We start from the raw sequence: 21,667 nt of genomic DNA on the forward strand, positions 1-21,667 counted from the left end.
ACCAATAAATTCGGCGCGGTTCGAAAAAGCCAGCAGATCAAGCACGACAATTAAAACAGCAGAGGGGTAGAGCATGTCCATTTTGACCGACACCAGGGTTTCGCGACGCGGCCTGCTGGCTGGAGCCGGAGCCTTTGGTCTTGCCTCGATGGTCAATCCAAAAATCTCCTGGTCGGCCGATGGCCCGATCCTGAAGGTGCGCTCATACGCCGACATCCAGACGCTCGACCCCTGCTTCCGGCTGGCCGCGCCCGAAGGCGACATCACCAGCGTCATTTTCGCCGGCCTCGTCGTCACCACGCCTGGCGAGAGCTGGGGCTGGCGGCCAATGGCGGCGGAGACGATCACGCAACTCGACCCCCTGACGGTCGCCTTCAAACTGCGCGACAATATCGGCTTCACCGACGGCTATGGTCAGATGACGGCGGAAGACGTCAAATTCTCGATCGAGCGCATCGCCGACCCGGCCAACAAGAGCCCCTATGCCGGCGACTGGGCGACGCTCAAGGAGGTCGAGGTCAAGGACAAGCTCTCGGGCATCATCCATCTCAAGCAGGCCTTCGCGCCGCTGTGGACATCCACCTTGCCGACGCCGTCCGGGACCATCCTGTCGAAGAAAGCCATCACCGAACTCGGCGGCAAGTTGGGCGTCAAGCCGGTTGCGCAGTCGGGCCCCTACATACTGAAGGAATGGCTGCCCAAGCAGCGCACGGTGCTGGTGCGCAACCCTGACTGGAAGTACGAGCCGGGCGGCTTTGCCGAAATCCACATCCATCCGATCGAGGACGAAAAGACAGGCGAACTCGGCTACGAGGCCGGCGATCTCGATTACACCTGGACCGCGGTCTCCTCGATCTCGCGGCTGAAACAGACGCCGCCGCCGAAGACCAAGGTCGTCGAGAAGCCGTCGCTGGCCTTTGTCTGGCTGGGCATGAACCAGGATGTCGCGCCGTTCAACAATCCGAACATGCGCCGCGCGGTGCAATATGCGGTGGACCGCAAGGCGGTCGTCGATGCGGCTTATTTCGGCGCAGCCGCCACCGCGACCGGCATCATCGCGCCCGGCCTGCCCGGCCACCGCGAGAAGAACCTTTTCGACTACGATCCGGACCGCGCCCGCGACATGATCGCCAAGGAGGGGCTCGCCGGCACCACGATCACGCTCGACATCCTCAACAAGACCGAGCGCCTGACTGCCGCTCAGGTCGTGCAGTCGAACCTGCAGGATGTCGGCCTCAACGTCGAGATCAAGCAGAACGACAGCGGCACCTTCTGGACGCTCGGTGCCAAGGAAGGCGACTACTGGAAGAAGCTGCAGATGATCATCAGCCGCTTCTCCATGCAGCCGGACCCAAGCTGGGCCACCGCGTGGTTCACACGCGACCAGATCGGCGTCTGGAACTGGGAGCGTTTCTCCAGCGAGGAATTCGACAAGCTCAATGCCGAGGGCATGGTCGAACTCGACCCGGCCAAGCGCGACGTCATCTACAAGAAGCTGCAGGACCTGATGGAAGAGAACGGCAACTACGTCTTCCTCACCCACGAAGTCACCGGCGTCATGTATCGCGACTCGGTCGCGGCCGGCCTGAAGCCGAACGGTGAACCGGTGTTCACCGATTTCAAACCGGCATGACATCGACCCGCGGGGGCCTGCCCCCGCCGGAGACGTTCCGACGGGTAATGACATGATCCGCTACGCTCTCAAGCGTCTGTGGCTGGGCGCCATCATCATCAGCTTCGCGCTGATGATGATGTTCGCCATGGTTTACCTCATCCCCGGCGATCCGGCGTCCGTCGCGCTGGGACCACGCGCGACGCCGGAGATGAAGGAGGCGTTGCGCGAGCGCATGGGCCTGGATCAGCCCGTCTGGCGGCAATTCGTGAACTTCTATGGATCAGCCTTGCATGGCGACCTCGGCACGGAAGTCTTGTCCGACCGCCCGGTGCTGAACGTGGTGATGGAGCAACTCCCGTTCACGCTGGCGCTCATCATCGGCGGCATCACCTGGTCGGTGGCGCTCGGCATTCCGCTTGGCTGCATCGCGGCGGTGCGGCGCGGCGGCTTCGTCGACCAGGTGATCGGCGTATTGTCGGTGGCGATGATCGCGGTGCCGTCCTTCGTCGTCGCCATCTATTCGCTACTGGTCTTTGCCGTTGCCCTGCAATGGCTGCCGGCAATCGGTGCCGGCGACCCCGGAAACCTCGCCAGCCAGCTTCAGCATCTCATCCTGCCGTCATTGGCGGTCGGCCTTGGCTGGATCGGCTATATCTCGCGCATGGTGCGCGCCTCGATGCTGGAGACGCTGGAGGCCAGCCATATCCGCACGGCGCGCGCCTTCGGCCTGCCCGAACACCGCATCATCTACACCTACGCGCTGCGCATCGCCGTGCTGCCGACCATCACCCTGCTCGGCGTCGGCATCGGCCACATGCTGTCGTCTTCGGTCTTCGCCGAAATCGTCTTTGCCCGCCCCGGCATAGGCAAGCTGGTCTATGAAGCGATTTCGGTGCGCAACTACCCCATCGTCTCCGGAGCCGTGCTGGTCACCACCGTCTTCTTCGTCCTCGTCAACGTAGCGGCAGACATACTGGTCGGCCTATTGGATCCCCGTGTCAGATCAAGTTTCAACTGAGCTGTCCTTTCGCGGCAGCCGCCTCGGCGGCGTGTGGCGCACCGTGCGCCGCATCATGCGCGAGCCGCTCGGCGCCATCGGCCTGACGCTGGTTGCGGTGGTGGTGCTTTCGGCTGTATTCGCCAGTGTCCTGACCAGCTATACGCCGAGCAAGATTTCGCCAGCCGAGCGCTTCGCCTCGCCCAGCCTTCTGCACCTGCTCGGCACCGACCATCTAGGCCGCGATCTTTTTACCCGGGTTCTCTACGGCGGACGCGTCGCGCTGATGATCGCGCTGGGGTCAACCCTGGTGTCGCTGATTGTCGGGGTGGTGCTGGGCCTGATCGCCGGCTATGGCCCGCGATGGCTCGACAATGTGCTGCTGCTCATCTTCGACGCGGTGAAGAGTTTCCCGACCGTCATGCTGGCGCTGACGCTGGTCACCCTGTTCGGGCCCTCGCTCTATGCGGTGGTGCTGGTGGTGATGCTGGTCAACGTGCCCGGCTATGCGCGCATCATCCGCACCCAGACGCTGGTGCTCAAATCCGCCGAACATGTCATGGCGGCGCGCTCGATGGGCGCAAGCGCCGGCCGCATCCTGCGCGTCCATATCTTGCCCAACATCATCGGCCCGATCCTGATCCTGGTGTCGATGGACATCCCCGTGGTGGTGGCGATCGAGGCCGGCATGAGCTTCCTCGGGCTTGGCGTGCGGCCGCCGACGCCGAGCTGGGGCGCAATCCTCAATGACGGCTTCGCCAACATCCGTGATTCCTACTGGATCGTAATCGCCGGCGGCCTGCCGATCGTGCTGACCACGCTCGGCTTCACCTTCTTCGGCGAGACCTTACGCGATCTCTTCGATCCCCGGCTGAAGGGGCGGTCATGACGGTTCTCGCGGTGAAGAATCTCAGCGTTGCCTTCCACACCGAGAGCGGCCGGCTGGAGGCGCTGAAAGACGTCAGCTTTTCCGTACCCTCCAACCGCAGCGTCGGCGTGGTCGGCGAATCCGGCTGCGGGAAGTCGACGCTGATCAACGCCATACTCGGCCTGCTCGCCGACAATGGCGAGATCTCGTCGGGCGAGATCGTCTTCGAAGGCGACAATGACCTCACCCGGCTTGACCCGACCGCGATGCGCGGGCTGCGTGGCCGCAGGATCGCCACCGTGTTCCAGGATCCGATGGGCGCGCTCAATCCCGTGCTTTCGGTGGGACGGCAGATGCGTGACATCCAGTATCGCTCAGGCCTATCGAAACGGGACAAGGACGCGCGCTCGGTCGCCATGCTGCGCAAGGTCCGCATTCCCGATCCGGAAAGCCGGCTGGCGCAGTTTCCGCACGAATTCTCCGGCGGCATGAAGCAGCGCATCGCCATCGCCATGGCGCTGATGATGGAACCGGCGCTGCTGATTGCCGACGAGCCGACCACCGCGCTCGACGCGACGCTGGAGGTGGCCACTATCGAGCTGCTCAAGGACCTGCAGCGCGAGATCGGCTGCTCGGTGCTTTTCATCTCGCATCACCTGGGGGTTATCGCCGAACTCTGCGACGAGATGATCGTCATGTACGCCGGCGAAGTGGTGGAGAGCGGCACGACCCGCGAGATCTTTCATGATGCGCGTCATCCCTATACCCAAAAGCTGCTCGCCTGCGATCCGGCGCGGCTGTCGCAACGGGTCGCCCGCCTGCCGACCATCGCCGGAACCTTGCCGGACCTGCGCCGGCGGCCGAGCGGCTGCGTCTTCCAGCCGCGTTGCGACCGCGCCGATGCGCAATGCCTGACGACGCCTCCCGACGCTCCACTTGGCGGATCCCACATCGCCCGCTGCTGGCACGCGGACGTTCCCCTGGGGGTGATGAGCGCATGAGCTCCGATGACCTGCTCCGCGTCAGCGATCTACGCGTCTCGTTCCGGGTAGGCGGGCTGACCGCCAGGCTGGCTGGCCGCGCCACTGAGATCGAAGCGGTCTCCGGTGTCAGCTTCAACCTGCAGCGCGGCACCACTTTCGCGCTGGTCGGCGAATCCGGCTCCGGCAAGACCACTCTCGCACGTACGATCAATGGTCTTCAGCCCGTCAAATCGGGCACGATCCTGTTCGAAGGACAGGAGTTGCAGGGTCTCTCCAACGCCGCGATGAAGCCGGTGCGGCGGCGCATGCCGATGATGTTCCAGGATCCGATCGGGTCGCTGTCGCCACGGCTCAGCGTGCGGTCGCTGCTGTCGGAGCCCTTCGTCATCCATGGGCTCTCCAACCGTGATCTCGACGCCGAGGTCACGCGGCTTCTGACGCTGGTCGGGCTGCCGCGCGAGTTCGCCGACCGCTATCCGCACCAGCTGTCCGGCGGCCAGGCACGCCGCGTCGGCGTCGCGCGGGCGATCGCGCTCGATCCCGTGCTGGTGGTAGCCGACGAACCGACGGCTGGCCTCGATGTCTCCGTACAGGGCGAGGTGCTGAACCTGCTCAACGATCTGCGCGACCGCATGGGCCTGTCGATGCTGATCATCACCCACAATCTGCATGTCGTGCGCCAGATCGCCGACCGCATGGCGGTGATGTATCTGGGCCGTTTCGTCGAACAGGGCGAGACCGAAGCGATCTTCCGCGCGCCGCACCATCCCTATACAGCGGCACTTCTATCGGCCAATCCGGAGCCCGATCCCGACAGGATGCACCAGCGCATCACCCTGCCGGCGGACGTGCCGTCGCTGCTGGCGCGGCCGAAGGGCTGTGAATTCCATACACGCTGCCCGCAAGCACGGGACCGTTGCGCGGTCGATGCCCCTATCCCGGCCGCTGTGGGCGACAGCCGTCTGACCTGCCATTTCCCGCTGAACACATAAGGACAGCCCTCGGCACAACTATTGGCCGGGGCGTCGAGAGGAGCCGCATGCAAGATATCCGCGTCATCACCGATTTTCCGCGCAAGGTGCGCGAGATCGAGAACCTCTGGATTCCGATGCCCGACGGCATCAAGCTGGCGGCGCGCGTCTGGCTGCCGGAAGACGCCGACGCCGATCCGGTGCCGGCGATCCTTGAATACCTGCCCTATCGCAAGCGCGACGGAACGGTGGAACGCGATGCGCTGACGCACCCCTATTTCGCCGGGCACGGCTATGCCGGCGTGCGTGTCGACATGCGCGGCTCGGGCGACAGCGAAGGGCTGTGCAAGGGCGAGTATCTGAAGCAGGAACAGGACGACTGCCTGGCGGTGATCGAATGGTTGGCCCGGCAACCCTGGTGCTCGGGCAGCGTCGGCATGATCGGCATCAGCTGGGGTGGCTTCAACGGGCTGCAGGTCGCCGCCCGGCGCCCGCCGGCGCTGAAAGCTGTCATCTCGCTGTGCTCGACCGACGACCGCTACAATGACGATGTGCATTACCTCGGCGGCGCCATGATGTGCGACAATCTGATGTGGGGAACGACGGCCTGGGCGATCGCCATGACGCCTCCTGATCCGCTGATCGTCGGCGACCGCTGGCGTGACCTGTGGGAGCAGCGGCTGAACGGCAACGGCATATGGATGCAGGACTGGTTCGAACACCAGCGCCGCGACGATTTCTACAAGCATGGCTCGATCTGCGAGGACTATGCCGATGTCGAAATCCCGGTCTATGCCGTGGGCGGCTGGGCCGATGGCTATCCCAACCCGATCTTCCGCATGCTGGAAAACCTGCCCGGTCCCCGCAAGGGCCTGATCGGCCCCTGGGGGCACAAATATCCCCACTTCGCCATGCCCGGCCCACGCATGGGCTTCCTGCAGGAATGCCTGCGCTGGTGGGACCAGTATCTGAAGGGGATCGATACCGGCATTGCCGACGAGCCGATGCTGCGCGCGTGGATCCAGGATCCGGCGCGGCCGGCCGCGATCTATGATGAGCGGCCCGGCCGCTGGGTGGCCGAGCCTTCCTGGCCAGGGCCGGGCGTCGGGCAAAAGGTGCTGAACCTTGCTCCACATGTGTTGAGCGAGGCCAAGGGCGATAACGCGATCCTGGAGATTTCATCGCCACAGACGGCCGGACTGTCTTCAGGCGCCTGGTGTGGCTACGGCGTCATGCCGACCTTGCCGGTCGACCAGCGGAGCGAGGAAGGCAACGCCCTGATCTTCGAGACGGCGCCGTTGACAGAAGCGGTCGAGATCCTCGGCTTCCCCGAGTTCGAGGTCAAGCTCGCCTCCGACAAACCGGTCGCGCTCCTCTCCGCCACCCTGTCGCAGGTGTTCGCGGACGGTGCGGCCTCACGCGTCAGCTACGGTATCCTCAACCTCAGCCATCGCAACGACGACCTGGAGATCGAGCCGCTGGTGCCAGGGCAAGCGGAGACAGCGCGCATCAAGCTGCGCTGCTGCGGACAGCGTTTCGAGGCCGGCGAGCGCATCCGGCTGGCGCTGGCGACGTCGCACTGGCCGATCGTCTTCCCGACGGCCGAACAGGCGACGCTGTCGATCCATTGCGGCGACAGCCGGCTGATCCTGCCGGTGCGCGCGCCGCAGAAGCTGGATGACACGCTGGGAGCATTTCTCGGCCCGGAGAGCGCCAGCCCGATGGAGCAGGAGGTGCTGGCCAAGGGCGACGGCTTCCAGCGCTCGGTGTCGACCGACCAGGTCACCGGCGAAACCGTCTACCAGGTGATCAATGACGGCGGCACGGTGCGGCACCCGCATACGGGAATGACCCTTTCGGCAAGGCATGTCGACCGCTTCACCATCCACCCCGACGATCCGAACACGGCGGTCGGCACCTGCACATGGGAGAAATCCTACGGCAGAGGCGACTGGCAAGCGCGTGTTTCGGTCAAGGCGACGGTGCGCGCGCTGCGCGATGTCTGGCGGATCGAGACCCACATCACCGCGCATGATCGCAACGAGGTGGTCGTCGACCGGAGCGAGGTCAAGGAGTATCCGCGCGACCTCAACTGAGAGGCCCGGCACGGCTCGCGATCACGCCATCAATTTCGGCAAGGCGGCCGCCAGCGCGTCGACGGCGAGCCGCACCTTGAGCGGCAGATGCGGCGTCCGCAGCCAAAGGGCGTGGCAGTCGTAGGGATAGCGCGGCTGGTCCGGCAACAGCGCCACCAGCGCACCGGTTCGAATGCGCTCGCGCACCAGCCACCAGGGCAGCCACGCCAGCCCCATGCCTTCGACCGCAGCATCGGCGATGGCATCGAGATCGTCGAGCCGCAGCCGGCCGCTGGGCACGATCTCCCGCGCAGTTTGCCCTTCACGCGCAAACAGCCAGGGCTGAACGACCTGGCCGAGGCGGCGATAGACGATTGCCTGATGGTCGGCGAGATCCTCGATCCGCCGCGGTTCGCCATGGCGTTGCAGATAGGAGGGCGCCGCGCAAACGATCATGCCCTGGCGCGCGACACGGCGCGCGATCACGCCAGCCTTGTCGTCCAGATCGCCGGTCCGGATGGCGAGATCGTAGCCGTCCTCGGCAAGATCTGCGAAGCGGTCGCTGAGCGACAGGTCTAGTTCCAGCATCGGATATTGCCGTGCCAGTTGCAGCAGCACGGGGGTGACGCAGTGGCGGCCGAAATGCGCCGGCATGGTGACGCGCAGTTTTCCGCGCGGTTCGGAGAGTTGGTCGGCGGCCAGCGCGTCGGCGGCCTCCGCCTCGGCCAGCACGACCCGGCAGCGTTCGTAATAGGCACGGCCGAAATCGGTCAGGCTCTGACGGCGCGTGGTGCGGTTGATGAGGCGCACCCCCAGCCGTTCCTCGAGAAAGCGGACGTGCTTGCCCACCATAGGTCCGGACAGGTCGAGCGCGACCGCAGCAGCCGCGAACGAGCCAAGATCGGCCGCCTTGACGAACACGGCCATGCTCTCGAGTCGATCCATATTCGAAACCCTTGGTTTCTACTGCTTTATCACTACGCCCATTTATCCATGAAACCTTTATCTGCATAGCTCATTCGGTTCAGATAATTTGGAGTAACCCGAATGGCACGTGTTGTCCGCTTCCACCAGCATGGCGGTCCCGAGGTTCTGCGCATCGAGGATGTCGACCTCTCCCCACCGGCTCCGGGCGAGGTTCAAATCCGTATCAAGGCACTCGGCATCAATCGCGCCGAAGCGCTGCTGCGCGCCGGCACCTATATCGAGACACCCGCCCTGCCCTCCGGGCTTGGCCTCGAGGCGGCGGGGGTTGTCGAAACAGTGGGCGAAGGCGTGAAGGGTTTCGCGCCGGGCGACGCTGTCAGCGTCATCCCGCCGCAATCGATGGTGCGCTGGCCGGCTTATGGCGAGTTGGTCACCTATCCCGCCGCGCTGCTCGTCAAGCACCCACCGTCGCTCGACTGGAAAACGGCGGCGGCTGTCTGGATGCAATACCTCACCGCCTATGGCGCGCTGATCGACATTGCCAAACTTGGCGATGGGGATGCCGTCGTCATCACCGCGGCCTCAAGCAGCGTGGGGCTTGCCGCGATCCAGATCGCCAACAAGGTTGGCGCGGCAGTCATCGCGGTGACGCGGACATCGACGAAGAAACAGGCCTTGCTCGATGCCGGAGCGGCTGAAGTTGTGACCCTAGCCGAGGAGGATCTCACCGCACGGCTGAACACAATCGTGGGACCGAAAGGCGTGCGCGTCGTGCTGGATGCAGTCGGCGGCCCGATCTTCGGGCCGCTGACGGCAGCGATGTCAAAGGGCGGCATCCTGATCGAATATGGCGGCCTCAGCAGCGAGCCGACGCCGTTTCCCCTGGCTGCCGTGCTGGGCAAGACGCTGACGCTGCGTGGCTACCTCGTCCACGAGATCACCGGCGACCCGAGGAAATTGGAGGCAGCGAAGACGTTCATCCTCGAGGGCCTGGAGACAGCCACGCTGAGGCCAATCATCGACAGGACCTTTGCCTTCGACCAGATCGTCGAAGCGCATCGCCATCTCGAATCGAACGACCAGTTCGGCAAGATCGTAGTGACGATCTGAGATCGTGGTGACGGTCTGAGCAACGGCAAACAAATCACCCGGGCCGGCACTATCGCCCTTGAAGGCGCGGCTCCGCGTTCCTAACTGACTGGTGCGGGCCGGGCCCCTCTGACTGTCGCCAATGGCGACCGTGATGTCGGACCGCTTTAACGGGCCCGTTTCCATCCTTTTAGGTCAAGCGGGCTCAATCCTTTCGGTTTGGAGCCCCGTATGACATCTTCCCTCCTTGGCCTGGTTTGCCCCTCCTGCCGCGTCGCGCTTGTGATGAGCGAACGCCAGGGTATCGAAATCGACTACTGTCCGCAGTGCCGCGGCGTCTGGCTTGATCGAGGCGAACTCGACAAGATCATCGAGCGTTCCGGCAGGGAGGCGTCGCCCGCGCTGCAGCAGCAGCCGGCAGCCTTCTCGCAGCCGCAGCAAGGCCATGGCCGCGATGACGATTATTCGCGCTCGCAGGGTCACCGTTATCCCAAGCGGAAGAAATCATTCTTCGAAGAATTGTTCGATTGACCGGGCTCCGGAGCCCGGGCCGACGTTTGCTGAAAATTTCCAAAACCACATCGATAAAGGTTCATTTCCGATGATGTCTCGCACCAGCCGATTTGCAACCCTGTTTGCCGGACTGTTCCTCGCATTCTCCATGGTCGCGATCGATCATGCCGAAGCGCGGCGCGGCGGCAGTTTCGGCAGCCGCGGCACGCGCACGTTCCAGTCGGCGCCGCCGACAAGGACCGCTCCGGCGCCGACCGCTCCGGTCGAGCGTTCGATGACGCCCAACACCGGCGTGAACCCTGCCGCCCGGCAGCCTCAGGCCGGCCCGCAGAGGCCGGGCTTCATGAGCGGCTTCGGCGGAACGATGATGCGCGGACTGCTGATCGGTGGCCTGATCGGGCTGCTCCTGGGCCAAGGCTTCGGCGGCCTGGCCGGCATGTTCGGCTTCCTGCTCCAGGCCCTGCTCATCGGTGGCGCGATCATGCTGGCCATCCGCTTCTTCCGCTCGCAATCCGCGCGTGGCCCCGCGCCAGCGCTCGCCGGTGCCGGCAATGTCCAGGCGTCGCGATTTGAGAACCGCGCAACGGGACAGCAGCAGGCGGCAGGCTCGTTCTCAATCCCCGGCTTTGGTTCGGGCGGAGGCTCTCCGGCCACTGCTGTCTCCGAGGAGATCACACTGGCTCAGAGCGACCTCGATGCGTTTCAGCAGTTGCTGACCGACGTCCAGGAAGCTTTCGGGCGCGAAGACCATGCCGCCCTGCGCCAGGCAACGACGCCCGAAATGGTGTCCTATCTCTCGGAAGAACTGGCCGACAATGCCCAGAAAGGTCTCAGGAACGAGGTCTCTGACATCACTCTGCTGCAGGCCGACATCGCCGAAAGCTGGCGCGAGGATGACCGCGACTACGCCACGGCGGCGCTGCGCTACGAGTCTCGCGACGTGATGCGCGAACGGGCCAGCGGCAAGGTCGTCGAGGGCGACGAGGGCCATCCGACCGAAACGACCGAGCTATGGACATTCACGCGTCAGAACGGCTCGAGCTGGAAACTCTCGGCCATACAGCAGGCCTGAGCCCGGCCAGTTCATCCGGAGGGGCGCTGCAAGCCCCTCAGCGCACGATCCTGACGCACATCGGCGTGCCGATCTCGATGGCGCGTCCGGTGTCGGTTCAGGCTGCCGACGAAGACCAGACAGTCCGTGCTCATGATTCCTCCCTGCCCGCCTGCGCCTGGGCGTGCGGGGCCGGTCAAAATTTCGCCTGCCCTCGCTTGCAACGCAACCCCATATGTGAAAATACTATTTACAAAAGAAGATTGACGGGAGGAGACGCCGTGCAGCCAAGCGCTTTCAGCGGTATTCAAGCGGTTGCCCGGAGCCTCCTGCGAGACCGCCGGAGCCAGCCATGACCGACTTCGCCCCGACCGTGGGGGTCGCCTCGACGCACCCGAGGAACATGCCCGAGGAGCACGCCGCCTTGCCGGTGTGGAATGCCGAGAACTGGTTCTACGAAGACTGGCCGGTCGGCCAGAAAATCCGCTCCTTGCGGCGCACGATGGCCGAGGGCGACAGCCATCTGTTCAACACGCTGGTGCTCGACATCCACCCCTACGTGCAAGACCAGATGTTCGCCGAGAGCGAAGGCATTTTCGGCAAGCGGCTGATCGCCGGCGCCTTCGTCTTTTCGGCGGGCCTCGGGCTGGTCGCCACCAACTGCGTCAACGCCTTTTCCTACGGCTATGACAAGCTCCGCTTCATAAAGCCTGTCTTCATTGGCGACACGATCTATTCGATCCGCTCCAACCTCGACAAGAAGCCCCGCTACAAGGAGATGGGGCTGATCCGCGCCAGCTACGAAGTGTTCAAGGGCGAAGGCGAACTCGTTCTGTATTGCGAGCACCTGCAGACGGTGAAGTATCGCAACCCCGCCGATTTCGTCGGCAAGACGGAGAAATGAGGATGCCGGCAGCAGCCGAATTGCCGCTCGCCGGTCTCGTCGTCGTCGACATGAGCCAGTTCCTGTCCGGGCCCTATTGCTCGCTCCGGCTGCTCGATCTCGGCGCCCGCGTCATCAAGATCGAACGCCCGGACGGTGGCGACCTGTCGCGCCGGCTCTATCTCAGCGACACCGAGATCGGTGGCGACTCCACCATCTTCCACGCCATCAACCGGGCCAAGGAAAGTCTCGCCATCGACCTCAAGAACGAGGCCGATCTAAAGGCGTTGCGCGGGCTTCTGGCCAAGGCCGACGTGCTGATCCAGAATTTCCGGCCAGGCGTCATCGAGCGGCTCGGCTTCGACTATGAGGCGGTCCGCAAGATCAATCCAAGGCTCGTCTATGCCTCGATCAGCGGCTATGGCGAAGAGGGTCCATGGGTAAAGCGGCCCGGCCAGGACCTGCTGGCGCAGTCGCGCTCCGGCGTGATGTGGCTGAATGGCGACGAGGACCAGGGACCGGTGCCGTTCGGGCTTGCGATCGGCGACATGCTGGCGGGTGCTGCCTGCGCGCAAGGCATTCTGGCCGCCCTGGTGCGGCGCGGCATCACCGGCCAGGGCAGCCATATCGAAACCAGCCTGCTCGAGGCGCTGGTCGACTTCCAGTTCGAGGTGCTGACGACGCATCTCAATGACGGCCGCCGCCTGCCGCGACGCTCGAGCTTCCGCAGCGCGCATGCCTATCTCTCGGCACCTTATGGCGTCTACCCGGCCAAGGATGGCTATCTCTCCATCGCCATGACGCCGATCCCGAAACTCGCCGATCTGCTGTCGCTCAATGAGCTGGCGCCCTATCGCGACAAACCGGCCTCGTGGTTCACCGCGCGCGACGACATCAAGGCGATCATCGCGCAACGGATCGCCACCAAGACCATCGACGAATGGCTTGCCATTCTCGAGCCAGCCGACATCTGGTGCGCCAGGGTACTGACCTGGCCGGAGATGCTGGCAAGCGAGGGATTTCAGTCGCTAGACATGCTGCAGACGGTGACACGCGAGGACGATGTCTCTATCCTCACCACCAGTTCGCCACTCAGGGTCGACGGCATCAGGGCCAAGGTCGATCGCGCCGCACCGCGCATCGGCGAACACAGCGCGGCGATCCGCGCGGAGTTCGGCCTTTGACCACGCTCAAGGGCATGACCTGGAGCCATCCGCGCGGCTATGATCCGATGGTTGCCTGCTCGTCTCTCTGGCAGCGGAAAACCGGCGTCGCTATCGAGTGGGACAAGCGCTCGCTGCAGGACTTCGAATCCTTCCCGGTCGAGGAGCTGGCCCGCGCCTACGACCTGATCGTCATCGACCATCCGCATGTCGGCCAGATCACGGCGGAAAGCTGCCTGGCGCCACTGGATGTCGCCGGCCGCGAAGCGGAGCGCACCGCGCTCGCTTCGGGCAGCGTCGGCCAATCCTATCCGAGCTATAGCTGGCAAGGGCGGCAATGGGCCTTCCCGATCGATGCCGCCAGCCAGGTCCAGGGCTGGCGGCCGGATGCGCTCGATACGCCGCCGGCTCGCTGGAGCGAGGTGCTCGATCTCGCCCGGCAAGGCCGCGTGTTATTGCCGTTGAGGCCGCCGCATGTGCTGATGGTTTTCTACACGCTGGCCGGCAATCTCGGACACGCTTGCGCCACCGATCCTTCCGGTGATCTCATCGATATCGAAACCGGCAGCCAAATTTTCGAGGCCATGCGCGCGATCGCCGCGCTGGTCGAGCCGGCCTGTTTCGAGATGGACCCGATCGCGGTTTCCGAACGTATGGCGGAGGCGGATTCCAAAATCGTCTGCGCGCCGCTGATCTACGGCTATGTGTCCTATGCGATATCAGGGTTTCGCGCGCACCGGCTTGCCTTTGCAGACATCCCGGCCGTCGGCTCCAACGGCCCAATCGGCTCGGCGCTTGGTGGCACCGGCATAGCGGTGTCGGCCTTTTCCCAGGCAAAAGAAGCCGCGATCGATTTCGCTTACTGGGTCGCCAGCGGCGATGTCCAGCGCGGCCCGTATGCCGCCGCCGGCGGACAGCCGGGTCATGCCGCGGGCTGGGAGGATCAGACCGTCAACGCCGCGACCGGCAATTTCTATCGCGGTACACGCGCAACGCTCGAGGGCGCATGGGTGCGGCCGCGCCATGACGGCTACATGGCGTTCCAGCAAGCAGCGTCCGACCGCATCCTTTCCGGCATGACTTCCGGGCACAAAGCCGCCCAGGTCGTTGCCGATCTCAATCGCCTGTTCCGGGAGAGTTCCCTCGCACAGGTATCCGGCGCTGCCGGTGAAGGAGCCTGAACGAAAACAAACGAAGGGCCGATGTTTGCAGGCCACGACCCAGCGAGAAGCCGAGGCGACCCAGCTTATTCAAGCCGCCACAGCCTGCGGGCATTACCAGACAACAATCCCTCGCGCTCCGCGACGCTGCAGCCGGAAAGCAGCGCATGGGTAGCAGCAACCCAGGTCGAGAGCCCGCCACCAAGCGTGCAGACCGGCCAGTCGCTGCCCCAGACGACACGGTCCCAGCCGAACGCTGCGATGGTGTGCTCGACATAGGGCCGCAGCGTCTCGACCGTCCAGTTGCCAGGATCGGCATAGGCGACGACGCCGGAGATCTTGGCCATGACATTCGGGCGTCGCGCGATCTCGCTCATGTGCTCGCGCCATGGGTGCTTGCCATTGCCCTTGATGTCGGGAACGCCGCAATGGTCGAGGACGAACTGGACATCGGGCGCCAGGTCGGCCAGCGCGACCGCCTTGGGAATCTGGTGCGGCAGCACGACGAGATCGAAGGTCAGGCCGGTGCCGCCAAGCCGCTTGATGTTGCCACGGAACAGGTCGCCTTCCGAGAGGTCGTCGGGCACAACGTGGAGCACGCGGCGGAAGCCCTTGACGAACGGATTTGCCTGCTGGCGCTCGAGATAGGCGGCAAAGCCAGCCTCTTCCGGCCGGCACGATGCGATCACGCCTGCCAGCATGCTGCCCGCCTGCCGCGACAGGCCCTGGACGCGGGCGGTCTCTGCCTCGATATCGGCCGGATCGACATCGACCTCCATATGCAGCACGCGCTCGACGCCGACGCGCCGCGCTTCCGTGGCATAGTCCTCATAGGAGAAATCGCGGTTGAGCGCTGGCACGCCGGCAAGCCAGGGATAGCGCAAGGCCGAGCGATCGATGAGATGCAGATGAGTGTCGATGATCATGGCGAGGCTCCTCCCCCAGCGTTGTCAAATCATCTCACGGAGGAATTCTTCATTCAAATAAGAATTCATACCGATGAGCCAACGGTCGAACCTGCCAGATGCGACAGCTTCTCGCATGTTGCCAGCAGGAGTTCGATGGTCCGTGTAATGTCAGGCGCGGCAGGCGTGTTGATGACGGTGATGTAGGGGATCGACAGGGCGGCGATCGCCTTGCCGTCGGAACTGCGCACCGGTGCCGACAGGTTGAAGACGCCGGCGGTCTGCATCGACGCCATCATTTCGTAGCCACGGTCGCGGATCTGGTCGAGCCGGGTGAAGAACTCGGCCGATTGCGCCGTCTTGTCGGTGCTGCGGACGTGCTCGGAGATCATCATCTGCCGCTCTTCCTGCGAGCGGAAGGCGAGCAGCACATGGCCTGAACCGGTATCGAACAGGCTGATGTGGGAGCCGACCCGGATCGAGATGCCCCAGTAGTTCGGCGCCTCTTGCTGGGCGATCACGACGGCGGAACCACGATCAAAAACAACGAGTTGGTTTGCCTGCTGCGACGTCTCGGCCAGTTCGCGCATCAGCGGCGTGGCGTAGGAAACCAGCCGCCGCACAGGGGCATGCAATTGCGCCAGGCCGAACAGTTTGAGCGTCAGCGAGTAGCGGTCGCCGTCCAGCCTTGTGACGTAGCCGCGCCGCACCAGCCGGTCCAGCATGCGGTAGAATTCGTTGGGACTGCGGTCGAGTCTCTTGGCGATTTCCGCCTGCGTCAGGCCGCCATCGACGCCGGCCAACAGTTCCAAGATGTCGAGCCCCTTGTCGAGCGCCGGCGCGCGATAGCGCTCGTCTTCGCTGTCATCCATGGGCACTTCTCCAGTGAATTCTGCCCTTCATATACGCAGGAACGTGACCGGCGGAAACAAAATTTCGCCTTGACGTACGTATGAATGTTTTGTTTGTATATGAATGTAGCACTTCTTGTCACGCGGACAAGTTGCGGTCGCGCCAAGGCGCACCCAGGGAGGAAACCAATGAACAGACTGCTTTCCGGCGTCTCCGCCGGTGCATTGGTGCTTGCATTTGGTGCAGGCACGGCCCTTGCCGGCGACCTGCCCGGCAAGTTCGAAGGCGTGACCGTCGACGTGAAGCTGATCGGCGGCCAGCAATATGAGAAGCTCTACGAGCGCATTCCCGAATGGGAGAAGGCGACCGGCGCCAAGGTCAACATCCTGACCAAGAAGAACGGCTTCGACATCGACAAGGAGCTCAAGTCCGATATCGCCTCGGGCAGCACCAACTGGTGTGTCGGCTGGAACCACTCGTCGTTCGCGCCGCAGTACACCGGCCTCTACACCGACCTTAGCAAATTGCTGCCCAAGGCGGAGATCGACGCCTTCGTACCGTCAACGATCAAGGCGGCGACCATCGACGGTAAGCTGGAAATGCTGCCGCGCGCCCAGTTCGACGTCTCTGCCCTCTACTACCAGAAGGGCCTCTACGAAAACGCCGATAACAAGACCAAGTTCAAGGCGAAATACGGCTACGACCTGGTGCCGCCGGATACCTGGAAGGAGGTCACCGACCAGGCTGAGTTCTTCGCCAACCCGCCCAATTTCTACGGCACGCAGTTCGCCGGCAAGGAAGAGGCGATCAACGGCCGTTTCTACGAGATGGTGGTCGCCGAAGGCGGCGAATATCTCGACAAGGACGGCAAGCCTGTCTTCAACTCCGAGGCCGGCATCCGGGCGCTCGACTGGTTCGTCAACCTCTACAAGGCCAAGGCCGTGCCGGCCGGCACCACCAATTACCTCTGGGACGATCTCGGCCAGGGATTTGCCTCGGGCACGGTGGCCATCAATTTGGACTGGCCGGGCTGGGCCGGCTTCTTCAACGATCCGAAATCGTCGAAGGTCGCCGGCAATGTCGGCGTGAAAGTCGCGCCGAAGGGGTCTTCCGGCAAACGCACCGGCTGGTCCGGCTTCCACGGCTTCTCGGTGACCGAGAACTGCCCGAACAAGGAAGCCGCAGCTTCCCTGGTCTGGTGGCTGACCAATGAGGACAGCCAGAAGCTCGAGGCCGCCGCGGGTCCGCTTCCGACCCGCACCGCGGTTTGGGACTGGGACCTGAAGCAGGCTGAAAACGATCCCTACAAGAAGGAGGTTCTCTCCGCCTTCCAGGAAGAAGCCAAGCATGCCTTCGCCGTGCCGCAGACACCTGAATGGATCGAGATCTCGAATGCCGTCTATCCCGAGTTGCAGGCAGCGATCCTTGGCGACAAGACCTCCAAGCAGGCGCTGGACGAAGCGGCCGCCAAGGCGACCCAGATCCTGCAGGACGCCGGCAAGCTCTAGAACCGTCTCCCAAGGCTGCCTCCCCCATGGTGATGGGGGAGGCGATCGCGTCTTGTCGGAGGCTCCGCGGTGCAAATCGCCTTTCGGCGCCCCACCCACGCAAAGCAAAACCCCAAAGGATTCTGATGAAGGGCTTCAAGCCATCGGCGCCGTTCCTGCTGCTGCTCCCGGCCTTCATCGTGCTGGCGGCGGTCGTCGTCGTGCCGCTGCTCTTGTCGCTCTATTCCAGCTTCACACCCTTCCGCCTGACCAAGCCCGAGACATTCTATGTCTTCATCGGCGTCCGGAATTATCTCTCGATCCTGGCCAATACCGAGTTCTGGTGGGCCTTCGGCCGTACGGTGCTGCTGCTGACCATCGCGCTCAATCTCGAAATGCTGCTTGGCCTCGGCCTTGCCATGCTGGTCGAGAAGGCGACACGCGGCCAGCGCATCCTGCGCACGCTGATGATGTTTCCGATGATGTTCTCGCCGATCCTCGTCGGCTTCCAGTTCAAGTTCATGTTCAACGACAATATCGGGCTGGTGAACAACGCCCTGCAGTCGCTTGGCATCACACAGGACGCCATACCGTGGCTGATCGAGGGCCATCTCGCTTTCATCGCCATCTCGATCGCCGAGATCTGGTCGTCGACCGCCATCTTCGCAATCCTGATCCTGGCCGGCCTGCTCGCCATGCCCAAGGAGCCGATCGAGGCGGCGCGCGTCGACGGCTGCACGCCATGGCAGACATTCCGTTATGTGACCTGGCCGTTCGTCATGCCCTTTGCCTATATCGCCATGACCATCCGCTCGCTCGACGTTGCGCGCGCCTATGACATCGTCAAGATCATGACGGATGGCGGACCGGCGGGCCGCACCGAGCTGCTGTGGACGCTGGTTGCGCGCACCGCCTACAGCGATGGACGCATGGGCATCGCCAACGCCATGGCCTATTTCTCGATCCTGCTGTCGATCGCCTTCACCGTCTATTTCTTCAACAAGCTCGCCGCGGCGCGCACGCAGATCGGTGCGGAGTGGTGATGGACGAGAATTCTTCCGCCCGCCTGAAGCGCCGGCTGCTCGGCATCGTCTATCGCATCGGCCTGTTCCTGGCGATGCTGATCATCTGCCTGCCGGGCCTGTGGATCGTCATCTCGTCGCTGCGGCCGACCGTAGAGATCATGGCCAAGCCGCCGGTGTGGATCCCGCAAGAGGTCTCGTTCGACGCCTATGTCTCGATGTTCTCAGGCATCGGCAAGGGCGGCATCCCAGTCATCGAATATTTCCGCAACTCGCTGATCATCTCGGTGACCTCGACGGTGATCGCGGTCGCCATCGGCATGGCCGGCGGCTATGCCTTCGCGCGCTATCGTTTTCGCGGAAAGTCCAGCGTCTTCCTCGGCCTGATGCTGACGCGCACGGTGCCCGGCATCGCGCTGTCGCTGCCGCTGTTCTTCCTCTATGTGCGGCTCGGCATCATCGACACGCATTTCGGGCTGATCCTTGCCTATGTCGCGCTCAACGTGCCGTTCACGATCTGGCTGATCGACGGCTTCTTCCGCCAGGTGCCGAAAGACCTGGCAGAGGCCGCCCAGATCGACGGCTGCACGCGCTGGCAGGCGTTCTGGCAGGTCGAGTTTCCACTCGCCGGTCCTGGCATCGCCTCGGCCGCCATCTTTGCGTTCCTGACCTGCTGGAACGAATTCGCGCTGGCTTCGCAGCTGACCCGCTCGGTCAGCGCCAAGACGCTGCCGGTCGGCCTGCTCGACTACACGGCCGAGTTCACCATCGACTGGCGCGGCATGTGCGCGCTCGCGGTGGTGATGATCATCCCGGCGCTCACCCTCACCTACATCGTCCAGAGACACCTTGTCGGCGGCCTGACCTCCGGCGCGGTGAAAGGCTGATCCCATGGCAACGGTTTCTCTCAAAAAGCTGACCAAGCGTTACGGCAATACCGGGATCGTGCACGGCATCGATCTCGATATCACCGACCGCGAATTCATCGCGCTGGTCGGTCCGTCCGGCTGCGGCAAGTCGACGACGCTGCGCATGATCGCCGGGCTGGAGGAGATCAGCGGCGGCTCGATCGAGATCGGCGGGCGCGTCGTCAACGACCTGCCGCCGCGCTCGCGTAACATCTCGATGGTATTCCAGTCCTACGCGCTCTATCCGCACATGACGGTGCGCGAGAATCTCGGCTTCTCCCTGAAGATCGCCGGTGCTGCCAAGGAAGAGATGGACCGCCGCGTCGCCGAGGCCTCGGCCATTCTCGGCCTCGACACGCTGCTCGACCGCCGCCCGTCGCAACTGTCCGGCGGCCAGCGCCAGCGTGTCGCCATGGGCCGCGCCATCGTGCGCGACCCCGACGTCTTCCTGTTCGATGAGCCGCTGTCCAATCTCGACGCCAAGCTCAGGACGCAGATGCGCACCGAGATCAAGAAGCTGCACGCCAAGGTACAGTCGACGGTGATCTACGTCACCCACGATCAGGTCGAGGCGATGACGCTGGCCGACCGCATCGTCATCATGCGCGACGGCCATATCGAGCAGGTCGGCACGCCCGACGAGGTGTTCCGGCGACCGGCGACACGCTTCGTCGCCGGCTTCATCGGCTCGCCGCCGATGAACCTGCATGAGGCGACGATCGATGACGGCCAGATGATCTTCGCCAGCGGCGAGAGACTGCCTTTGCCCGGCCAGTTCAAGGCCAATGTCACGACCGGCGACAAGATAGTGTTCGGGCTGCGGCCCGACGACATCTATCCGACCGGCCACGGCATCAGTTCCGGCGGAGCGGCTGACGTCCATGAGATCGAGCTGCCGGTTACCGTCACCGAACCGCTCGGCAACGAGACGCTGGTGTTCGTCGAATTCAACGGCACGGACTGGGTGTCGCGCATGCTGAACCCGAGGCCGCTCCGGTCGGGTGAGCGGGTGGCGATGAGCCTCGACCTGTCGCAGGCGCATCTGTTTGCCATTGAGACCGGAAAGACATTGCGGAGCTGATCGATGGCTAGAATCGAGAAAATCGAACTGCGGATGGTGGACCTTGTGCCCAAGGTCAAGCGCACCGACGCGATCCAGAGCTTCGTCAGCCAGGAAACGCCGATCGTCACGATCACCGATTGCGACGGCGCGGTCGGTACGGGCTACAGCTACACGATCGGCACCGGGGGTTCGTCGGTGATGCGGCTCTTGTCCGATCATCTGGCGCCGCGCCTGATCGGCCGTGATCCCGACATGATCGAGGCGATCTGGCACGATCTCGAATTCGCCACGCACGCCACCACGATCGGCGCGATCACGGCGATCGCCATCGCGGCGATCGATACGGCGCTTTGGGATCTCAGGGCGAAGAAACAGAACCTGCCGCTGTGGAAACTTGCCGGCGGCGCCAAGGACCGCTGCCCGCTCTACACCACCGAGGGCGGTTGGCTGCACATCGAGACGGCCGCCCTTGTCGATGACGCGCTGGCCGCCAAGGCCAAGGGCTTTCGCGGCTCGAAGGTGAAGATCGGCAAGCCGCACGGTTCGGAAGACCTGGCGCGCCTGTCGGCCGTGCGCAAGGCTGTCGGCGACGGCTACGAGATCATGACCGATGCCAACCAGGGTTTTTCCGTCGACGAGGCGATCCGGCGTGCGGCGAGGCTGCGCGAACTCGACCTTGCCTGGATCGAGGAGCCGCTGCCGGCCGACGACATCGACGGGCACCTGCGTTTGTCAAACTCGACGCCGACGCCGATTGCGATCGGCGAGTCGCTCTATTCGATGCGCCATTTCCGCGAATACATGCAGAAAGGCGCCTGCTCGATCGTCCAGGTCGATGTCGGCCGCATCGGCGGCATCACGCCCTGGCTCAAGATCGCCCACACGGCGGAGGCCTTCGACATTCCGGTCTGCCCGCATTTCCTGATGGAATTGCATGTCAGCCTGACCTGCGCTGTTCAGAACGGCCGGTATGTCGAGTACATTCCGCAGCTCGACCAGTTGACCGGCAAGCATATGCGCATCGAGGATGGGCACGCACTGGCGCCCGACGAGCCCGGCATCGGCATCGATTGGGACTGGGACGCGGTCAAGGCCATGAGCATCGCCGAATTCACCACGGCGATCACCAAATAGG

The 21,667-nt window shown here is 63.9% G+C and carries 20 protein-coding genes; 17 read left to right on the forward strand and 3 right to left on the reverse strand.

Annotated elements, in window-relative coordinates; all coding sequences use genetic code 11:
• The first annotated feature begins 73 nt into the window (after positions 1-73).
• From EB230_RS27250 to EB230_RS27275, 6 genes are read left to right on the forward strand one after another with little or no spacing between them, the layout of a single operon-like run.
• Complete coding sequence (locus EB230_RS27250) at positions 74-1,633, forward strand: ABC transporter substrate-binding protein (RefSeq protein WP_056564680.1); 1,560 nt, start codon at positions 74-76, stop codon at positions 1,631-1,633.
• 52 nt (positions 1,634-1,685) lie between these two features.
• Positions 1,686-2,633: an ABC transporter permease gene (locus EB230_RS27255; protein WP_056564683.1), complete on the forward strand. Its 948-nt coding sequence runs from the start codon at positions 1,686-1,688 to the stop codon at positions 2,631-2,633.
• Positions 2,611-3,501 carry an ABC transporter permease gene (locus EB230_RS27260; RefSeq protein WP_244493909.1) on the forward strand — a complete coding sequence of 297 codons (891 nt, stop codon included), beginning with the start codon at positions 2,611-2,613 and terminating at the stop codon, positions 3,499-3,501. The genes EB230_RS27255 and EB230_RS27260 overlap by 23 nt, the downstream gene beginning before the upstream one ends.
• Positions 3,498-4,481, forward strand: coding sequence for an ABC transporter ATP-binding protein (locus tag EB230_RS27265; protein ID WP_056564687.1), 984 nt, complete (start codon positions 3,498-3,500; stop codon positions 4,479-4,481). The genes EB230_RS27260 and EB230_RS27265 overlap by 4 nt, the downstream gene beginning before the upstream one ends.
• On the forward strand, positions 4,478-5,455 hold the full coding sequence (locus EB230_RS27270) for an ABC transporter ATP-binding protein (RefSeq protein WP_172374284.1): 978 nt from the start codon (positions 4,478-4,480) through the stop codon (positions 5,453-5,455). The genes EB230_RS27265 and EB230_RS27270 overlap by 4 nt, the downstream gene beginning before the upstream one ends.
• A 47-nt stretch (positions 5,456-5,502) precedes the next feature.
• Positions 5,503-7,530 carry a CocE/NonD family hydrolase gene (locus tag EB230_RS27275; protein WP_056564693.1) on the forward strand — a complete coding sequence of 676 codons (2,028 nt, stop codon included), beginning with the start codon at positions 5,503-5,505 and terminating at the stop codon, positions 7,528-7,530.
• Positions 7,531-7,551: 21 nt separating this feature from the next.
• On the opposite strand, the gene EB230_RS27280 is transcribed toward EB230_RS27275, so the two are convergent.
• Entirely contained in the window at positions 7,552-8,454 is a 903-nt protein-coding gene (locus EB230_RS27280; RefSeq protein ID WP_056564696.1) for a LysR family transcriptional regulator, read from the reverse strand.
• 102 nt (positions 8,455-8,556) lie between these two features.
• Here EB230_RS27280 and EB230_RS27285 point away from each other — a divergent pair, with 102 nt between their 5' ends.
• The 6 genes from EB230_RS27285 to EB230_RS27310 all read left to right on the forward strand — a co-directional run bounded on the left by EB230_RS27285 (position 8,557) and on the right by EB230_RS27310 (position 14,316).
• On the forward strand, positions 8,557-9,546 hold the full coding sequence (locus tag EB230_RS27285) for a zinc-dependent alcohol dehydrogenase family protein (protein ID WP_056564699.1): 990 nt from the start codon (positions 8,557-8,559) through the stop codon (positions 9,544-9,546).
• Between the two features lie 210 nt (positions 9,547-9,756).
• Positions 9,757-10,056, forward strand: coding sequence for a zf-TFIIB domain-containing protein (locus EB230_RS27290; RefSeq protein ID WP_056564702.1), 300 nt, complete (start codon positions 9,757-9,759; stop codon positions 10,054-10,056).
• Between the two features lie 70 nt (positions 10,057-10,126).
• A complete protein-coding gene (locus tag EB230_RS27295; RefSeq protein WP_056564705.1) occupies positions 10,127-11,110 on the forward strand; it encodes a Tim44 domain-containing protein in 984 nt (327 codons plus the stop codon).
• 331 nt (positions 11,111-11,441) lie between these two features.
• Entirely contained in the window at positions 11,442-11,993 is a 552-nt protein-coding gene (locus EB230_RS27300) for a MaoC family dehydratase (RefSeq protein WP_056564709.1), read from the forward strand.
• A gap of 2 nt (positions 11,994-11,995) precedes the next feature.
• On the forward strand, positions 11,996-13,156 hold the full coding sequence (locus tag EB230_RS27305; RefSeq protein ID WP_056564710.1) for a CaiB/BaiF CoA-transferase family protein: 1,161 nt from the start codon (positions 11,996-11,998) through the stop codon (positions 13,154-13,156).
• Between the two features lie 14 nt (positions 13,157-13,170).
• On the forward strand, positions 13,171-14,316 hold the full coding sequence (locus tag EB230_RS27310; protein WP_081294759.1) for an extracellular solute-binding protein: 1,146 nt from the start codon (positions 13,171-13,173) through the stop codon (positions 14,314-14,316).
• Between the two features lie 65 nt (positions 14,317-14,381).
• Here the strand turns inward: EB230_RS27310 and EB230_RS27315 are convergent, their stop codons facing one another.
• Positions 14,382-15,221: an amidohydrolase gene (locus tag EB230_RS27315; protein ID WP_056564716.1), complete on the reverse strand. Its 840-nt coding sequence runs from the start codon at positions 15,219-15,221 to the stop codon at positions 14,382-14,384.
• 65 nt (positions 15,222-15,286) lie between these two features.
• Positions 15,287-16,072: an IclR family transcriptional regulator gene (locus EB230_RS27320; protein ID WP_056564719.1), complete on the reverse strand. Its 786-nt coding sequence runs from the start codon at positions 16,070-16,072 to the stop codon at positions 15,287-15,289.
• A 168-nt stretch (positions 16,073-16,240) separates the two neighbouring features.
• On the opposite strand from EB230_RS27320, the gene EB230_RS27325 reads away from it, so the two are divergent.
• From EB230_RS27325 to EB230_RS27345, 5 genes are all read left to right on the forward strand, one after another.
• On the forward strand, positions 16,241-17,560 hold the full coding sequence (locus tag EB230_RS27325) for a sugar ABC transporter substrate-binding protein (protein WP_172374285.1): 1,320 nt from the start codon (positions 16,241-16,243) through the stop codon (positions 17,558-17,560).
• 125 nt (positions 17,561-17,685) lie between these two features.
• Positions 17,686-18,582 carry a sugar ABC transporter permease gene (locus tag EB230_RS27330; RefSeq protein WP_172374286.1) on the forward strand — a complete coding sequence of 299 codons (897 nt, stop codon included), beginning with the start codon at positions 17,686-17,688 and terminating at the stop codon, positions 18,580-18,582.
• The gene (locus tag EB230_RS27335; RefSeq protein WP_056564727.1) at positions 18,582-19,448 is read left to right on the forward strand and encodes a carbohydrate ABC transporter permease; all 867 of its coding nucleotides are present in this window, start codon (positions 18,582-18,584) and stop codon (positions 19,446-19,448) included. Before EB230_RS27330 ends, EB230_RS27335 begins: the two co-directional genes overlap by 1 nt.
• A 4-nt stretch (positions 19,449-19,452) precedes the next feature.
• Positions 19,453-20,550 carry a sn-glycerol-3-phosphate ABC transporter ATP-binding protein UgpC gene (ugpC, locus tag EB230_RS27340; RefSeq protein WP_056564730.1) on the forward strand — a complete coding sequence of 366 codons (1,098 nt, stop codon included), beginning with the start codon at positions 19,453-19,455 and terminating at the stop codon, positions 20,548-20,550.
• A 3-nt stretch (positions 20,551-20,553) separates the two neighbouring features.
• Positions 20,554-21,666, forward strand: coding sequence for a mandelate racemase/muconate lactonizing enzyme family protein (locus tag EB230_RS27345; protein ID WP_056564733.1), 1,113 nt, complete (start codon positions 20,554-20,556; stop codon positions 21,664-21,666).
• Position 21,667 lies beyond the last annotated feature (1 nt).

Origin of the sequence: Mesorhizobium sp. NZP2234 (assembly GCF_013170765.1) — a bacterium.
GTDB classification, from domain to species: domain Bacteria; phylum Pseudomonadota; class Alphaproteobacteria; order Rhizobiales; family Rhizobiaceae; genus Mesorhizobium; species Mesorhizobium loti_D.

What these genes read in the sequence shown, in the direction of transcription:
- EB230_RS27250 (WP_056564680.1), top strand. Translation starts at nt 74, where the DNA reads ATGTCCATTTTGACCGACACCAGGGTTTCGCGACGCGGCCTGCTGGCT.
- EB230_RS27255 (WP_056564683.1), top strand. Translation starts at nt 1,686, where the DNA reads ATGATCCGCTACGCTCTCAAGCGTCTGTGGCTGGGCGCCATCATCATC.
- EB230_RS27265 (WP_056564687.1), top strand. Translation starts at nt 3,498, where the DNA reads ATGACGGTTCTCGCGGTGAAGAATCTCAGCGTTGCCTTCCACACCGAG.
- EB230_RS27270 (WP_172374284.1), top strand. Translation starts at nt 4,478, where the DNA reads ATGAGCTCCGATGACCTGCTCCGCGTCAGCGATCTACGCGTCTCGTTC.
- EB230_RS27275 (WP_056564693.1), top strand. Translation starts at nt 5,503, where the DNA reads ATGCAAGATATCCGCGTCATCACCGATTTTCCGCGCAAGGTGCGCGAG.
- EB230_RS27280 (WP_056564696.1), bottom strand. Translation starts at nt 8,454, where the DNA reads ATGGATCGACTCGAGAGCATGGCCGTGTTCGTCAAGGCGGCCGATCTT.
- EB230_RS27285 (WP_056564699.1), top strand. Translation starts at nt 8,557, where the DNA reads ATGGCACGTGTTGTCCGCTTCCACCAGCATGGCGGTCCCGAGGTTCTG.
- EB230_RS27290 (WP_056564702.1), top strand. Translation starts at nt 9,757, where the DNA reads ATGACATCTTCCCTCCTTGGCCTGGTTTGCCCCTCCTGCCGCGTCGCG.
- EB230_RS27295 (WP_056564705.1), top strand. Translation starts at nt 10,127, where the DNA reads ATGATGTCTCGCACCAGCCGATTTGCAACCCTGTTTGCCGGACTGTTC.
- EB230_RS27300 (WP_056564709.1), top strand. Translation starts at nt 11,442, where the DNA reads ATGACCGACTTCGCCCCGACCGTGGGGGTCGCCTCGACGCACCCGAGG.
- EB230_RS27305 (WP_056564710.1), top strand. Translation starts at nt 11,996, where the DNA reads ATGCCGGCAGCAGCCGAATTGCCGCTCGCCGGTCTCGTCGTCGTCGAC.
- EB230_RS27310 (WP_081294759.1), top strand. Translation starts at nt 13,171, where the DNA reads ATGACCTGGAGCCATCCGCGCGGCTATGATCCGATGGTTGCCTGCTCG.
- EB230_RS27315 (WP_056564716.1), bottom strand. Translation starts at nt 15,221, where the DNA reads ATGATCATCGACACTCATCTGCATCTCATCGATCGCTCGGCCTTGCGC.
- EB230_RS27320 (WP_056564719.1), bottom strand. Translation starts at nt 16,072, where the DNA reads ATGGATGACAGCGAAGACGAGCGCTATCGCGCGCCGGCGCTCGACAAG.
- EB230_RS27325 (WP_172374285.1), top strand. Translation starts at nt 16,241, where the DNA reads ATGAACAGACTGCTTTCCGGCGTCTCCGCCGGTGCATTGGTGCTTGCA.
- EB230_RS27330 (WP_172374286.1), top strand. Translation starts at nt 17,686, where the DNA reads ATGAAGGGCTTCAAGCCATCGGCGCCGTTCCTGCTGCTGCTCCCGGCC.
- EB230_RS27335 (WP_056564727.1), top strand. Translation starts at nt 18,582, where the DNA reads ATGGACGAGAATTCTTCCGCCCGCCTGAAGCGCCGGCTGCTCGGCATC.
- ugpC (WP_056564730.1), top strand. Translation starts at nt 19,453, where the DNA reads ATGGCAACGGTTTCTCTCAAAAAGCTGACCAAGCGTTACGGCAATACC.
- EB230_RS27345 (WP_056564733.1), top strand. Translation starts at nt 20,554, where the DNA reads ATGGCTAGAATCGAGAAAATCGAACTGCGGATGGTGGACCTTGTGCCC.